Below are 16,127 nucleotides of genomic sequence, written 5' to 3' on the forward strand. Positions count from 1 at the left end.
ATGAAAGTCCATAAGACAACAAAAGTGAGTAAAAAGTATCTACATATACAGTTTACACCAAAAAGCCGGGAGAACCCTCCACTTCCAGCTGCTTTTTCACATTCAGATCCCAGGTTAAATCGTAGTCTCGCTCAATTTCAGCGACAACAAACGGACGAACTTCACCGATCGCCGCTACTGTCTGACCCTCATTAATAGCAACTTTGGGCGGTGCTTTTAATAAAACTAGCAAATCCTGCCCACCAAGTAACTGGTCTTCATCCAGTGTTAATAAAACCGGACTTCGGATGTTTTTGACTTCACCCTTAACCGTAACCTTCCTACCATAGTATTGTCTAGGGCTTTGAGTTACTTGACCTGGTTTGGGCGCTAGTGTAATGTATTGAGCAATAATCGCAGGTTTATCGATGTAATCTTTGTAATATTCGTCCTGTATATTCAGATTAAACTCTCGCTCTATTTTTGGAATCACTAATTTGCGAACTTGACCAGTAACTTGAACTTCTGTGTTTCGGTCAACAGGTAGATTGAAAGGTACACCCGAACCATTCACAACCAAAATGGGTTCACCACGAAAGAATCGTGCATCACTTACAGTGAAGGAACTCAAACCGATTTTCTCAATCGGTCTGCTTCTAATAGTCGCGTTTTTACCAATGAATTCGTCTGTGTTGTTAACAATTTCGGATGTATTGGCGATAGTGGTATCGGAATCAAAAAAGTTACAACCTCTAAGTAATACAGTTACTAATATAAGAGTCATTAATACCCCTATGTCAAACAGTACCCGAAATGAACTTTCATTCTGATAATTATCATAGCGCTTATTTTGGTTTGGCTTGGGTTTATTCATAAGCCTCCTTGCGACTCCATAGCTTTTGGATGAATCTGTCTTGATTACCTCTATTCATTATTTCAAAATCGCCATTATTGAGCTATATCAAAAAGTCTTGACCATTGCTATGTTCTTAATAGTCCAAATTTTTCAACGAGATTTAAGAAAAGTTGAGCGCTCAACCATAAGCATGAGTCATGAAAAACAGACTGCATTTTGAGCTTATGTCTCAATAGTGGAAAACTCGTGCAGAATTCAAATATATTTCGTAAATATTACCTTAGAAAGAAGTGATTAACTACAGAATTAAATTAATATTTTATCAATAAGTGAAGAAAGCTAAAAAGTTTTTCTATAAGTTTATGCGCATGTGGCTTTATGGGAAATGCAGTTTACTAAAGCCATAAGTAAAAACTTAGTAACACTGATTGATGAGAAAAAATTTATGTTAGGGTGTGACAACTTCTACTAAGTTGAACTTGTTTTGCATTTCATAGTCTCCATTTATGAAATTAGAGACTAACTAATTTTCATTTTGTCGAATTCCGTAAGGAGTATTAGTTTATGAATACCAAATTTATCCGCACAGGTGTTATTTCACTTGGCTTTCTTGGTGCATCGTTACTAACTGCGCTAGGAATTGGTACTGCACCTGCAAAAGCGCAAATCATTATTGCAGATGGTCGGTTAACACAAGTAGAATATTCACCTGCTACTGCACCTAAATTAGTTCGTGGTACTGTATCACCAGCGGTGAAAGATGTGCAAGCGTTCTTGCGCCAGCAAGGATTTTACTACGGATCCGTTGATGGCATCTATGGTCCTAACACATATTCATCTGTAGTTACTTTCCAGCGATCGCGAAACTTACCAGCTAACGGTCAAATTGAAGCACAGACATGGGAAGCATTAATCGATGCATACAATCGCAACATTCCCGTAGGATATACTAACCTAAGCAGATACTCAGCAAATACTGCACCAGTACTGAAAATTGGTAGCCAAGGTCAAGCAGTCAGAGATGTCCAAAAATATTTGAAACAGCAAGGATATTATACAGGTGCAGTTGATGGCATCTACGGTCGTGCAACTGCCGCATCTGTAGAAGCATACCAACAACGTTATACCAATTTGAGAAATGATGGCATCGTTGGTCAGAGTACTTGGGCTGAGATTCTTGACGGTGTAAGTTAACCCAACACAACACAAATCTCTGATTCTCTCCCCGATTTCTCCACAATTTAATCATAAGCTGAAGACATAAGTAAGAGAAACCTCAACGCTTACTGACGAATTGATTCTTGCTCCGACACAAGAATCAATTTTCCTTCTTTAAGCTTTGCCGAATGAAAAAGAAGTTTTTTTACAACAATTCATTAGATAAATTTGAACAGAAAAAATATTTCTTTAATTTTAATTAAGAAAATATTCAACAGGATGATAGTGATATGGTTCTTTACAATTTTGAAGCTGAAGCTTTTGATCCAAACCACAGCGATATTCAAGATAGCGGTATCAAGAATTTTGATGTTTATTCCGACATAAATGACGATAAAGTTGGTAATATCAAAAATATTTTAGTTGATGAAACAGGTCGCATTCGCTATTTAGTAATTGATACAAGCTTTTGGGTTTTTGGCAAGCAAGTCTTGCTACCAATTGGTCTTTCTCGTATAGACTACAGTGCGAGACGTATCCATGCCAAAGGATTGACCAAAAGTCAAGTAGAAAATCTACCTGAGTTTCAAGAGCTTGAAAAGGTTAATTATGATTATGAAGAACTGCTGCCCAGAGTTTACCGCACTCCAATAACAGAGGCTCCTTTGGATACATCAATACCTTTAGAAGCGTCGTTACCTTTAGAAGCATCGGCATCTTTGGATGCTCCCCCCGCGTATGCTGAACCGAAAGTAAAACTGGTTACTCAACCAATAGCAACACCTGTTGACAACCGTGATACCTACACATATGAACAAGAGCCATCTTTGTATGACATCAATGAACGGGATCATCAAACGCTCAAGCTATATGAAGAACAGCTAATTGCAAAGAAAAACCGAGTGAAAAGAGGAGAAGTAAAGGTTGGTAAACACGTTGAAACTGAGACGGTACAAGTTTCCGTACCAGTTGAAAAACAGCGAGTGATTGTTGAACGCACTACTCCAAAAGACGGTTTCCAGGTAGGTACTCCTAGCAACGTTGACTTCCGTGAAGAGGAAATGGCACACATAGACATCTATGAAGAAACGGTTGATATTCAAAAGCAACCTGTGGTGCGTGAAGAAGTCAAAATCAAGAAGGTTGTTGAACAGGATAAAGTAAAAGCGAAAGTTAAGCTTCGTCGAGAAGAGTTAGACGTTAATACTCATCATCATCACCACCACTAAAAAATACACTCACAGGGGAGCATGTAGCGTACCCGCAATCCGCCCACAGCATCAAATGCTGTGGCTAGGATTTATGTAATTTATAAACATTACGAATGATTTAGCCAATTTTCTAAATCAGCTAATTTTGAAAAATCTAATAAAGCATCTGTTAATCTTTCCAATTGCTCAGTCGATAATCCTTGGATTCTTTCAGTTAATGATGCATCAATCTCGCCAAGACGGCGATTTAACAAACGAATAATTACACGCTGTTCTCCTTGTTTGTTTCCGAACTGTATAGCTTGTTCGCGGTCTTGCTGATAAAGTGGTTCTAATCGCATAATTAATCTCCTGTCTTCTTCTTCTAAATTTTGATTAATTCTTAAATTGTTACGCAGGTTATAAACTAATTCTAGCGTTGATTTCCGAAATGGGTGATCAGATGGTAATGCTTGTAGTTCGCTGATTGCTTGTTCCTGTGTGCTTTCTCTTCCCAGTACTCTCAACCACAATGTTTCTGGTATTTTTGGGAGTTGGTGAATTGCGACAACAGCAGTTCGTAAATAATCCCCTAGAAAGTATATGCCAGGTAACCACCCCTCTTTCTGGTTAAAGTTAAAGCCTGACAGTAGCGCTGTAGATGCGGTTGGAGTTAAAACCCACAGTTTAGGAATATCTGAATCCTGAAGTTTAGTTTTATTTGCTTTTGCTTCCCGTCGCAATTTTGCTTTAACTTCTAATGATTTTTGAAGACAGTCGCAGATTTCGTCATCAGTAGCTGCATTACGGAATGGTTCTATTATTGCAGGAAATTCCGCAAATCTTCCAAGTAGTCCTAATACTTGTAAGTTAGAGTTTTGTAAAATTGAAGGAATGAACAGTATATCGATTTCTTTTATCTCACCCAATACTTTCTCTGAAGATTTGATTTCTCCATAGGGTTTTAGCAGTTCTTCTAGATAATCTTTAGCAAATCTGTCGTGTATAAATCGAGTCATCTTCGTTTTATTAGTAGATATTAATAATATTATACGTACTGAGGATAACCTCATACTATGTGTTACCGATCGCACTGAATTCAAGGCGATCACCGCTGAGTGGGCAAATTCTCATATTGGCTAGAACTGACTTTTCACGCTAACTCTTAAAGATCTGATCTGGTGGTGTTTGTAGCTTAATGGTAAGTACTAGCGCAAAATTATTTATATATTATGATACACTGTTAATTTAAAATAATATAGGAATCCTATTTGATTTTTGAACGGAGTTGCAAGATAATACGGAAGGATGTACAAGTCTAACTATTAACAATGATCAGCCAGTATCTACCAACTGCAGTGAGATGAGGAAAGCATTGGCAGTCAAGCTGGTTTACCAGGGTTACTTGTACGACGAAATTCAAACAATTCTAGACGTATATCGAGGGTCAATAACTGGTTGGAAACAATCCTATGAACAAGATGGAATTGACGGGTTACGACTTGATTATAAAGGAAGAAAGAGCTACCTAACCAATGAACAACGAGAAGATGTTTTAAGTTGGCTGCACAGAGCGGAATGCTGGGAGATTAGTGAATTGGAGTACAAGCTAGCATCTGAGTACGACATTGTTTATGAATCAAAGCAAAGTTACTATGACCTGTTTGAGGCAGCAGGAATTAGTTGGAAGAAAACAACAAAGCATAATCCTAAAGCAAATCCAGATGCTGTTGCAGAAAAAAAAAAGAGATCGAAGCATTGTTGGCAAAGCATCGCGTTGAAATCGAAATGGGAAAGTTAAGAGTATTCTGAAATCAAATAGGATTCCTATAGAGACGTGATGAATCACGTCTCCACAGAACAAACTGATTTAAACTTAACCTCTTTCTTGCAGCTCTAGCCATGTCAATAAATCAGGTAGCGATGAAATTCTCAGAATAGCTCTACCTAAAGCTTCTAGCTGTTCCTTATTTAAAACTTGAACTCGCTCAATAATTGACAAATCAAGTTCACCAAAGCGTTCATCAAGTAAAGACATACAGAATGTAAGTGCTTCTTGTTGTTTTCCCTTCTGTAATATATCCTGATAAATCACTGACTCTTGCATAATATCCTCACTCAATAATTGACGAATCAAGTTTTTCTCAAACCGCAAACCAGCTAATATCTCTGTGTATCCCGCTATATTCTGCCTAGTATCCCTATCTGGAATTCTAGCAACACTTTGGGCAACCTGCGATAATAACCGTTGGGGTGAGGTTGTTTGCGTTAACGGTGCTAGTGGTAATAATGCAGGATTATCGAGAAATAGCGTTGAATCTTGTTCCCACATTCGTACAACTCGATAGCGGTGAGTTGTGGTTTCATTGACATATTCTTCAGTAAAAGCGATTTCGTCATTTGTCTGTTGTAAAAAAATAACTACCTGGGTTACGGGAACGTTATATTGACGTATCAACCTGACAGAGTAATCCAACATCCGAAACGGAATGGGAGTATCAGACTTTGCTTTGGTTTAAAATTCTATGTGTAAAATCCGATTTTCCGTTTGTAGAAATGTTACAGAGTCAGCCCGAATTGGTTCAATACTCAATTCTGTTTTTAATACTTTGATTTTTCGCGGTTCCACAGTTAGCAACCAACGCGCAAAATCGGTAGGATATTTCTCAGCTAACAGTTTACAAACATTGTCGAAACTCACTCTTTATCCCCTCAGCATGGCTACTTTCTCTAAGAGTTTTTACCATAACTTAAAGAAATAAATAATACATTATATAGGCTCTGAGCGCACGCTATGAGGCAGCAGCCCTCCAGTAATGCAATACTTTTGAATGCGAGACTTTTGCGTAGCAGCGCTAGTGGCTTAAAGGGAGATTTGATGCCCCCCCTTATTAAGGGGGGGTTGGGGGGGTGGGGATCAAGTCTAATTCACTCCGCGCAGCTTGCGTGTGTTTTCAACTAAACTTTGAGCAAACTCGTCGAAGCGTTGAGAGAGTTTTTCATCCAGTAACTTACCTTCACCATCAAAAGCTTTCCACGCTTGTCCGATCGCAATTTGTTCGGGAATTACCCAACCATGTACCCAGCGCATAATCAGCCGCATCTCATTCAAAGCGTTACTGTTAGGTTGTCCCCCTAACACGCTAATCAATCCTGTCACTTTATCAGAAAATTCGTCAAAACTCATCAAATCAAGGGCATTTTTCAGCACACCACTAACGCCACCGTGGTACTCTGGTGTTGCTAAAATTAACCCATCGGCGCGACTGGTGGCTTCACGCAATCGCTGCACGTCTGGGTAATCTGGATATTCCTTTTCGCCATTGCAAAACGGCAACTGAAGAAGCCGCAAGTCTAAAATTTCTACTTCTGCGCCCAACGCTTCTACACGTTGCGCTGCTATACCCAAAGCCATCTGGGTGTAGGAATCTTTTCTTAAACTGCCACCAATGCCAACAACTTTTACCATAGTCAAACCACCAATTGCTACTAGCTTGAATAATTAATTACACTATTGACAGAGCAGTATTGAAATACGTAATCATTATGATTATGTATATATTAGCGATTTGTAACTTAATATGTCAAATTACGTCTTGATCGCTCAGGTGGTAAGCACTATCAATCGGGAGGCAGATGTGGGAATGATTTTTTGTGGGAGTTACACTAGAAGATTAGAATCTAGCTCAAATCGATTCTTGTGAAAAGAATTGACGTAAAAATGAGCGCTCAGCTAATGGCAGCGTGATATTGGGTAATTATTATGACGATTGGTAAAAACACATTGAATAAACAGCACAAAATAACTGCAGCGCTCACAGGAGCGCTCGCCGCAGGTTTAATCATGTTGCCAGGAATCGGGAGTACTCCGGCGCTGGCGCAAAAAACTGAGCGTGACTCCCTCACTTATGGAGAGCTGCTCCAGAAAACAGACGAAGGGAAAGTCAAAAAAGTAGAACTGGATGAAAGTGAACAGACAGCAAGAGTATATCTAAATAATCAAAAACCAGATGCTCAACCCATCACAGTCAAGCTGCTTGAACACAACACAGAGTTAATTAACAAACTCAAAGAAAATAAAGTTGACTTTGCGGAAGTCTCCTCTGCCAATAGTAGAGCTGCTGTAGGTCTTTTGATTAACCTCATGTGGATTTTACCACTAGTAGCTTTAATGTTATTGTTCCTACGACGCTCCACCAATGCCTCTAGCCAAGCAATGAACTTTGGCAAAACCAGAGCTAGATTCCAAATGGAGGCAAAAACCGGAGTGAAATTTGACGACGTAGCGGGAGTTGAAGAAGCCAAAGAAGAACTGCAAGAAGTCGTCACCTTCCTCAAACAACCAGAAAAATTTACAGCCGTCGGCGCACGTATTCCCAAAGGAGTGCTGTTAATCGGGCCCCCAGGAACTGGTAAAACTCTACTAGCAAAAGCGATCGCAGGTGAAGCAGCCGTACCCTTCTTCAGTATTTCTGGCTCAGAATTTGTGGAAATGTTTGTCGGCGTAGGTGCTTCTCGTGTGCGAGATTTATTTAAAAAAGCCAAAGAAAATGCACCTTGTTTAATATTTATAGATGAAATCGACGCTGTAGGAAGACAGCGGGGTGCCGGAATCGGTGGTGGTAACGACGAGCGAGAACAAACTCTCAACCAACTGCTCACTGAAATGGATGGTTTTGAAGGTAATAACGGAATTATTATTATAGCAGCCACCAACCGCCCAGATGTACTAGATTCAGCACTGCTTAGACCAGGAAGATTTGACCGTCAAGTAATGGTAGATTTGCCCACATACGGAGGTCGTCTACAAATTTTACAGGTACACGCTCGAAATAAAAAGCTAGCTCCAGAAATATCCCTAGAAGCAATAGCTAGACGTACACCAGGATTTTCTGGAGCTGATTTAGCTAACTTGCTCAATGAAGCGGCAATTTTTACGGCACGGCGACGCAAAGACGCAATTACAATGCAGGAAATTAGCGATGCAATCGATCGCATTACTATCGGGTTATCCCTAACTCCTTTGCTAGATAGTAAGAAAAAGCGGTTAATTGCTTACCATGAAGTGGGACATGCATTGCTAATTACTTTGCTCAAACATTCAGATCCGTTAAACAAAGTTACAATTATTCCTCGCTCTGGCGGATTGGGAGGTTTTGCCGAAAGCTTACCCAGTGAAGACAACGTTGACAGTGGTTTGTACAGTCGTGCTTGGATTATGGATCGGATTACCGTTGCTTTGGGAGGTAGAGCAGCCGAGATTGAAGTGTTTGGCGAAGCAGAAATTACTGATGGAGCTTCACAAGACTTGGTTAATGTAGCTTCTTTAGCACGCAAGATGGTAACGCTCTACGGAATGTCTGATTTAGGTCCAGTGGCGTTGGAAAGTCCCGGACAGCAGGTGTTCTTGGGCAGAGACTGGATGGAACGCTCCGAATATTCCGAAGAAATGGCTACCAAGATTGACCGTTATGTACGGGATATTGCCATTTCTTGCTACCAAAAAGCCTGTAGTCTCATCCGTGAAAACCGAGCATTGGTAGATCGACTTGTGGATATGTTGGTAGAACAAGAGACAATTGAGGGAGACGAATTTCGCAAAATTGTCTCAGAATATACCCAACTGCCAGAAAAACAACTGGCAAAGTCAACATAGGGATTGCTAATTGTTAATTGTTGATGGCTAATGGTTAATTGTTAATTGTTACTATTAGCCATTAGCCATTTTTAGTATCCATTATCCCGGATGTATTTCGATTCCTCGATGGTGACTGCTGACTGTTGAGGATTCGTTGAACCTCCGGCTATTTGCTGCTGAGAGAACATTTCTCTGAGAACTTTTGCTGGATCTACGTAATTTTTACCATACTTCAGTCCCCAATGGAGGTGAGGACCAGTGGTGCGTCCAGTCATGCCTACTCGACCGATTCTAGCTCCTGCTGGTATTTGCTGACCTTCCCATATTACAATACCACCAGCGCGATCGCTCATATAGCGACGACCAGATGAGTTTTCTACACTTCCCTCCATATGGCAGTAAGTGTGTTCCCAGTTACCCGATTGAATTACTATATGAGTACCGCAAGCGTCGCGATCGCCTAGCTTGACTACTGTACCTGCCCACCAATTGCGAATATAACTACCTTGCGGGGCGGCAATATCCAAGCCGCCATGAAATTCCATATTATTCCCGCCACTGGCAGAACGACGATAGCCAAAAGGTGATGTGTATGCCTGAAAATTTTCTACCGGGAAAGAGGCTGCTTGCCAACCCCCGCTCGTTGCAATTAGTTTTCTGTTGAACTCTACAGCTTTAACCGTTTCTGCCTTGGGCAATTGAGTAATTAAAACTACAATAGTTAATCCTAACAAAAGTAGAGTGACGAAAGAACGCGCTTTTCTTTGTGGTCGCTTACTCATTTTTTTTCCTTAATATGGTACGGTTGGTGCTCTAGTTTTTGTCCAACTTCACTTACCCGTACCACTGTTGAATATGTATTATTTTTTTATCTTTCACTTCGGTCTATCTTACTAGAAATTATGATTATGTCAAGTAATTTAGTAAACAATCAACTTTTTTTGTTTTCAAAATTTAATCCTTACAAAAATCTAAATGACTATCAGCATTTTTACTGGAATAAGTACTTTATAATAAGTACGTTTAATTACTCATTAATTATCTTTTAAATGAGAAAATTTATTCAATTTTCAAGTAAAATTGCTTATAAGTAGAAATGCTATGAACTTTAGGCTTAAAATTGCTTTTATAGGTTGAGTTAGCTTCCGAGTGGAGCTACAGTTACCCTTTGCCTAACTCCCACATGCCATGCTCACAGAAATTTTGCCCTTCAGCTTTGAATTGGACACAACTGCCATTGCCGGAACAAGTTTATGGTCTTTAGCGCTATACTTAGGTTTTTCCCCATTGAGTGACTGGGTAATTCAGCAACTAAACCGCTGGTTTAACTTTGCTGAGCGATCGCTTTACACAAGTGCGTCAGAATTTGAAAAGACTCGTAAAGTTCGTGAATCCCAAAACGCTTTTTACGCTTCGCTGGGAAGCATTGTACCCTTTCTCGCCTTTGGCGCTTTATGTAATTGGGGTGTTGAACTAACTTTAGGTCGCAGTTGGGCAATTAGCATAGGTATACTTGCTTGTATGGGTTGCGGCGTTTATGAGTTGGGACGACGAGATGGACAATCATCGGAATAGTAGAGACGCTCAGGTGGAGCGTCTCTACAAAATTTCGTCTTGCACTAGCTGTGCTAGTTTGTCGGCTGCACCTGGTTTACCTCGAATGGTTAGTAGCTGTGCTCGCATGTAGTCTAATTTTTCTGGAGCAGTCAAAAACTCTAACACCATTTGTCCAACATCTTGGCTGTGGAGTTTTCCCACAAGTTCTGGGACTACCTCTCGCTGCGCCCAAATATTAGGCCATGCTAGTAAACCTTTTCGTTGCAGGAACAGCCAGTTAATTACTTGAGCAAATGTTGAACCAACTCCGGGCAAATTTGCTAACAAACCTGGTAAACCATCCCAAGAACGCATGGCATCTAACTGTTGTGTTGGTAGTAAAACAATCATCGGTACAGCTAAAGCACCTAGTTCCGCCGTATTTGCTCCTACTGTAGTTAGACACAAGCTGCACTGAGATAATAAGTCGTGTGCTGGTGTTTGAGTCCACAGTTCTACATATAAGTCAGTTGCTGTTTTCAGAACGGGAAGTTTTTCTTCTGAGAAAATCAATTGGGCACCACTGAAATTAAAGGTTTGAACAAAGGGATTTTTCTTTGGATCGGCAAAATTAGCTAAAGTCTGTAAATCCAAAGTAGGAGCTACAAGTATTGTAAATTTGGTTTGTGGTCTTTGAGCATGGATATGTTCTGCGCTCGCCAACATCAAAGGCACACCCTGCGACAATTTTGCCGCCTTTGATCCTGGGAGTATACCTATAAGTTCCGTATTGAGGGAGTAGAGGAGTAGGGGAGAATTAGTCTCCCCCACCTCTTTCTGGGCTTCTTGCATCAAATCTCCCACCACGGTGAATTTATGAGCGTATTTCTGAGGTACACGGGTAATAACTTCAGGTTTCATCACGCCAAAGCGGTCAATCAATTTGTACCACCGTGCTTCCCATTCAGCATAAACAACGGTACGATAACCTAGTCGTTTGCCAATCACAACAGGGAAAAACTGATCTCCACCTAGAAATAAAACTACACCACTTTTGCGCCAATTCCAATTTTCTTGAGTTTTGCCCCACAGCAAAAACTGCCAAAAATGCTCTGCTGCCTGTACTCTGTCTACTTCCGGGTAGGATCTGGCTATACCTGCTTCTTTGCCGCTAGCATTTGGGCAAGGGGATAAAACTACGGAAATTCTCACTTGAGAACGATCCTCACCCAGTTTTTGCCGCAATGCTTTGACTACTGGGCGCACCCAGGTTGTTACTTCTCCAGGACCATTAGAAAGAATTATAATATCAATTTCTGTCATTTGTTAATGGTTAATTGTTAATGGTTAATTGTCATTGGTTAATTGTCATTGGTTCCGTTTTCCCGTGAGGTGATGTTCAAATTTAATTTTTCTTCACATTTATCCGAGTAATCACTAATTACATAAGTTAATAAATTTTAAAATTTGTTGCGTTTTTTATATCGTTTTGTGTCAGATATACGACAAAATCGCCACAGAGTAAGCGTTTTCTGATAAAAACAACTCAGATTACCTTAAGAGAAAGTCTGGGTAACGGCTTTTGCCGGAAATAATCAGCAACACATTTATAGTGATGCTTTTCCTCAGACTACAGAACTAATTTTAGAGAACACGCATCAAAGGAGCTTCGTCAGCATGTTCACTCACGTCAAGTCCACCATTAGACATATTACGCCTGATAACTTACGGGGACGTCGTTTAATTAAGGTGGTCTATGTCGTGTTAGAGTCCCAGTACCAGAGTGCTTTGTCACAAGCGGTAAGGGCGATTAACGAAAACAATCCTAATTTGGCGATTGAGATTAGCGGCTACTTGATTGAAGAACTCCGCGATCCAGAAAATTACGAGGAGTTTAAACGTGAGATCGAGAGTGCTAATATATTCATCGCTTCACTAATTTTTATCGAAGATTTAGCGCAGAAATTAGTGGCAGCAGTAGCACCACATCGCGATCGCCTCGACGTTGCCGTAGTCTTTCCTTCTATGCCGGAAGTGATGCGCCTAAGTAAAATGGGCAGCTTCTCGCTGGCACAGTTAGGGCAGTCTAAGAGTGCAATAGCACAATTTATGCGCAAGCGCAAGGAAAAATCTGGCGCGGGGTTCCAAGATGGGATGTTAAAACTACTGCGCACACTGCCGCAGGTGCTAAAGTTCTTACCAATGGACAAAGCACAGGATGCGCGAAATTTTATGCTCAGCTTTCAGTATTGGCTAGGTGGTTCTCCAGAAAACCTGGAAAATTTCTTGCTAATGCTAGCTGATAAATACGTATTAAAAGATGTAGAGACGCGAAATACGAAGTCTCTACAATATCAAGCACCAGTTGTCTACCCCGATATGGGAATTTGGCATCCTTTAGCAACCACAATGTTTGAGGATGTTAAAGAGTACCTAAACTGGTACATGGTTCGTAAGGATATTCCTAAGGATTTAAAAGACCCATTAGCACCTTGTATTGGGTTAGTATTACAACGTACACACCTAGTTACAGGTGATGATGCCCATTATGTAGCGATGGTGCAGGAACTAGAAGCAATGGGCGCAAGGGTAATTCCTGTATTTGCTGGGGGTTTGGACTTCTCCAAGCCAGTAGATGCCTACTTCTGGGAACATGGAACTGGGAAAAACTCAAATTCCAAAGCCTTGGTAGATGCGGTAATATCTTTGACAGGTTTTGCTTTAGTAGGTGGACCTGCACGACAAGACCATCCTAAGGCAATTGAGTCGCTCAAGCGGTTGAATCGTCCTTATATGGTAGCCCTACCTCTGGTGTTCCAAACAACAGAAGAATGGCAGGATAGTGATTTGGGGTTACACCCGATTCAGGTAGCATTGCAAATTGCGATTCCTGAGTTAGATGGGGCAATTGAACCGATAATTTTATCAGGACGGGATGGCGCAACAGGGAAAGCGATCGCACTCCAAGATCGCATTGAAGCAATAGCACAACGTGCCTTAAAATGGGCAAACTTGCGCCGTAAGCCCAAGCTGCACAAGAAAGTAGCCATCACCGTTTTCAGCTTTCCACCAGATAAAGGCAACGTAGGCACAGCAGCATACCTGGATGTATTCGGCTCAATTTACGAGGTGATGAAAGCCCTCAAAAACAACGGGTATGACTTGCCAGAATTGCCAGATTCTGCTAAAGAGTTGATGGAGCAAGTTATCCACGACGCCCAGGCGCAGTACAGCAGCCCAGAATTAAACATTGCCTACCGCATGTCAGTTGCTGAGTACGAAGCACTCACACCCTACTCGCAACGGCTAGAAGAGAATTGGGGACCACCGCCCGGACATCTTAACAGTGATGGACAAAACCTGCTAATATACGGTAAACACTTTGGTAACGTGTTTATTGGCGTTCAGCCTACGTTTGGTTACGAAGGCGATCCGATGCGGTTGTTGTTCTCCCGTTCCGCAAGCCCTCACCACGGTTTTGCTGCATATTATACCTACCTAGAACAGCTTTGGCAAGCTGACGCAGTGCTGCACTTCGGTACTCACGGTTCCTTGGAATTTATGCCAGGGAAGCAGATGGGGATGTCTGGGGAATGTTATCCAGATAACTTGATTGGCATGATTCCCAATCTTTACTATTACGCAGCAAATAACCCTAGCGAGGCGACAATTGCCAAGCGTCGCAGTTATGCGGAGACAATTTCTTACTTAACTCCTCCTGCGGAAAATGCCGGGTTGTATAAGGGTTTGAAGGAACTAAGCGATTTGATTGGTTCTTACCAAACTTTGAAAGATACTGGGCGCGGTATACCCATCGTCAACACTATTATGGATAAGTGTCGGATGGTGAATTTGGATAAGGATATTGCCTTACCAGAAACCGATGCTAAGGATATGACTGCTGAGGAGCGAGATAATATTGTTGGCATCGTGTACCGCAAGTTGATGGAGATTGAATCGCGACTTTTACCTTGCGGATTACACGTAATTGGGAAACCACCGAGTGCAGAAGAGGCGATCGCCACTCTCGTTAACATCGCTAGCTTAGACCGTTCTGAAGAAGAAATTCAAAGTCTCCCCCGCATTATTGCTAATAGTATTGGAAGAGACATTGATGAAATTTACCAGAACAGTGACAAAGGCATTTTAGAAGATGTCCAGTTATTACAGGACATCACTATGGCAACTCGTGACGCAGTATCAGCCCTGGTGAAAGAGCAAATCGACGCAGAAGGACGTGTTGGTAACGTTTCATGGAACGTCTCTACATTATTTAATATGGGCAAAAAAGAACCTTGGGTGGAAGCACTGCATCAAGCAGGTTATACCAAGGTGGATGCCGTAGCACTAAAACCGCTGTTCGAGTATCTGGAATTCTGCTTGCAGCAAGTTTGCGCCGACAACGAACTGGGAGCTTTACTCCAAGGGTTAGAAGGTCAATACATCTTACCAGGACCTGGTGGCGATCCCATCCGTAACCCGGATGTGTTGCCTACAGGTAAAAATATACATGCCCTTGACCCCCAATCCATTCCGACAACTGCGGCAGTGCAGTCAGCAAAAATCGTTGTAGATAGGTTGTTGGCGCGGCATAGAGCAGAAAATGAAGGTAAGTATCCTGAAACCATTGCCTGTGTACTTTGGGGAACAGATAACATCAAAACCTACGGAGAATCACTGGCACAGATTATGTGGCTGGTAGGAGTGCGTCCAGTTCCCGATGCTTTGGGACGGGTGAACAAGTTAGAATTGATACCCTTACAAGAGTTGGGACGCCCCCGTATTGATGTGGTGATCAACTGTTCTGGTGTATTCCGCGACTTGTTCATCAACCAAATGAATCTGCTCGATCAAGCAGTGAAGATGGCGGCGGAAGCGGATGAACCTCCATCCATGAACTATGTTCGCCAACACGCGATGCAACAAGCAGAGTCCATGGGGATCAACTTGCGTCAAGCAGCGACTCGTGTGTTCTCCAATGCTTCTGGTTCCTACTCGTCAAATATTAACTTGGCAGTGGAAAACAGCACTTGGGAAAGCGAAGAGGAGTTGCAGGAAATGTACCTGAAGCGGAAATCTTTCGCCTTCAGTTCTGATAACCCCGGTACAATGGATGAATCTCGGAAGATATTTGAAAGCACCTTGAAAACCGCTGAGGCGACTTTCCAAAATCTCGACTCTTCCGAAATTAGTTTGACGGATGTTTCCCACTACTTTGATTCCGATCCCACCAAGGTAGTATCTGGTTTGCGCGGTGATGGTAAAACTCCAGCGTCTTACATTGCAGACACTACCACAGCTAACGCTCAGGTGCGTAGTTTATCAGAAACCGTGCGTTTAGATGCTCGTACCAAGATGTTAAATCCCAAGTGGTACGAGGGAATGCTTTCTCACGGTTACGAAGGTGTGCGCGAACTATCCAAGCGGTTAGTAAATACGATGGGTTGGAGTGCAACTGCAGGCGCTGTCGATAACTGGGTTTACGAGGATGTGAATACCACGTTTATCCAAGATGAAGCAATGCGTCAGCGCTTACTCAATCTCAACCCCCATTCTTTCCGCAAGATGGTGTCAACTTTATTGGAAGTAAATGGACGCGGTTACTGGGAGACAAGCGAGAGCAATTTGGACTTGCTGCGCGAGTTGTACCAGGAGGTTGAAGATCGGATTGAGGGAATTGAGTAGGTTATAACCGTGTAGATACACCAAATGTAGAGACGTTGCCTGCAACGTCTCTACACGATCTACCGGATATATATGAAGCCTAAAT

The 16,127-nt window shown here is 41.7% G+C and carries 10 protein-coding genes and 2 pseudogenes; 6 read left to right on the forward strand and 6 right to left on the reverse strand.

Annotated features, from left to right (window positions below; genetic code table 11):
* Positions 1-52: 52 nt before the first annotated feature.
* Positions 53-853: a hypothetical protein gene (locus tag ICL16_RS31410; protein WP_190835520.1), complete on the reverse strand. Its 801-nt coding sequence runs from the start codon at positions 851-853 to the stop codon at positions 53-55.
* A 546-nt stretch (positions 854-1,399) separates the two neighbouring features.
* On the opposite strand from ICL16_RS31410, the gene ICL16_RS31415 reads away from it, so the two are divergent.
* Both ICL16_RS31415 and ICL16_RS31420 read left to right on the forward strand, forming a co-directional pair.
* Positions 1,400-2,029, forward strand: coding sequence for a peptidoglycan-binding domain-containing protein (locus tag ICL16_RS31415; protein ID WP_190835521.1), 630 nt, complete (start codon positions 1,400-1,402; stop codon positions 2,027-2,029).
* A gap of 254 nt (positions 2,030-2,283) precedes the next feature.
* On the forward strand, positions 2,284-3,222 hold the full coding sequence (locus tag ICL16_RS31420) for a DUF2382 domain-containing protein (RefSeq protein WP_190835522.1): 939 nt from the start codon (positions 2,284-2,286) through the stop codon (positions 3,220-3,222).
* A gap of 89 nt (positions 3,223-3,311) precedes the next feature.
* On the opposite strand, the gene ICL16_RS31425 is transcribed toward ICL16_RS31420, so the two are convergent.
* Positions 3,312-4,202: a DUF4351 domain-containing protein gene (locus tag ICL16_RS31425; protein ID WP_190835523.1), complete on the reverse strand. Its 891-nt coding sequence runs from the start codon at positions 4,200-4,202 to the stop codon at positions 3,312-3,314.
* A gap of 341 nt (positions 4,203-4,543) precedes the next feature.
* Here ICL16_RS31425 and ICL16_RS31430 point away from each other — a divergent pair.
* A pseudogene (locus ICL16_RS31430) lies at positions 4,544-4,989 on the forward strand (helix-turn-helix domain-containing protein); the annotation flags it as partial.
* A gap of 70 nt (positions 4,990-5,059) precedes the next feature.
* Here ICL16_RS31430 and ICL16_RS31435 read toward each other — a convergent pair.
* Positions 5,060-5,884 (reverse strand): annotated as a pseudogene (locus ICL16_RS31435) (Rpn family recombination-promoting nuclease/putative transposase).
* 222 nt (positions 5,885-6,106) lie between these two features.
* On the reverse strand, positions 6,107-6,652 hold the full coding sequence (locus tag ICL16_RS31440) for an NADPH-dependent FMN reductase (RefSeq protein ID WP_190835524.1): 546 nt from the start codon (positions 6,650-6,652) through the stop codon (positions 6,107-6,109).
* Between the two features lie 294 nt (positions 6,653-6,946).
* On the opposite strand from ICL16_RS31440, the gene ftsH reads away from it, so the two are divergent.
* Positions 6,947-8,839 (forward strand): ATP-dependent zinc metalloprotease FtsH, encoded by a 1,893-nt coding sequence (gene ftsH, locus ICL16_RS31445; RefSeq protein ID WP_273039823.1) that lies wholly within the window; start codon positions 6,947-6,949, stop codon positions 8,837-8,839.
* 71 nt (positions 8,840-8,910) lie between these two features.
* Here the strand turns inward: ftsH and ICL16_RS31450 are convergent, their stop codons facing one another.
* Complete coding sequence (locus ICL16_RS31450; RefSeq protein WP_190835525.1) at positions 8,911-9,603, reverse strand: M23 family metallopeptidase; 693 nt, start codon at positions 9,601-9,603, stop codon at positions 8,911-8,913.
* A 406-nt stretch (positions 9,604-10,009) separates the two neighbouring features.
* Here ICL16_RS31450 and ICL16_RS31455 point away from each other — a divergent pair, with 406 nt between their 5' ends.
* Positions 10,010-10,396 (forward strand): hypothetical protein, encoded by a 387-nt coding sequence (locus ICL16_RS31455; RefSeq protein ID WP_190835526.1) that lies wholly within the window; start codon positions 10,010-10,012, stop codon positions 10,394-10,396.
* A gap of 24 nt (positions 10,397-10,420) precedes the next feature.
* Here the strand turns inward: ICL16_RS31455 and ICL16_RS31460 are convergent, their stop codons facing one another.
* Complete coding sequence (locus tag ICL16_RS31460; RefSeq protein WP_190835527.1) at positions 10,421-11,680, reverse strand: glycosyltransferase family protein; 1,260 nt, start codon at positions 11,678-11,680, stop codon at positions 10,421-10,423.
* Between the two features lie 354 nt (positions 11,681-12,034).
* Here ICL16_RS31460 and ICL16_RS31465 point away from each other — a divergent pair, with 354 nt between their 5' ends.
* Positions 12,035-16,042, forward strand: a complete 4,008-nt coding sequence (locus ICL16_RS31465) for a magnesium chelatase subunit H (RefSeq protein WP_190835528.1) — start codon at positions 12,035-12,037, stop codon at positions 16,040-16,042.
* The last annotated feature ends 85 nt before the right edge of the window (positions 16,043-16,127 follow it).

This window comes from Iningainema tapete BLCC-T55 (genome assembly GCF_014698965.1).
GTDB lineage: Bacteria > Cyanobacteriota > Cyanobacteriia > Cyanobacteriales > Nostocaceae > Iningainema > Iningainema tapete.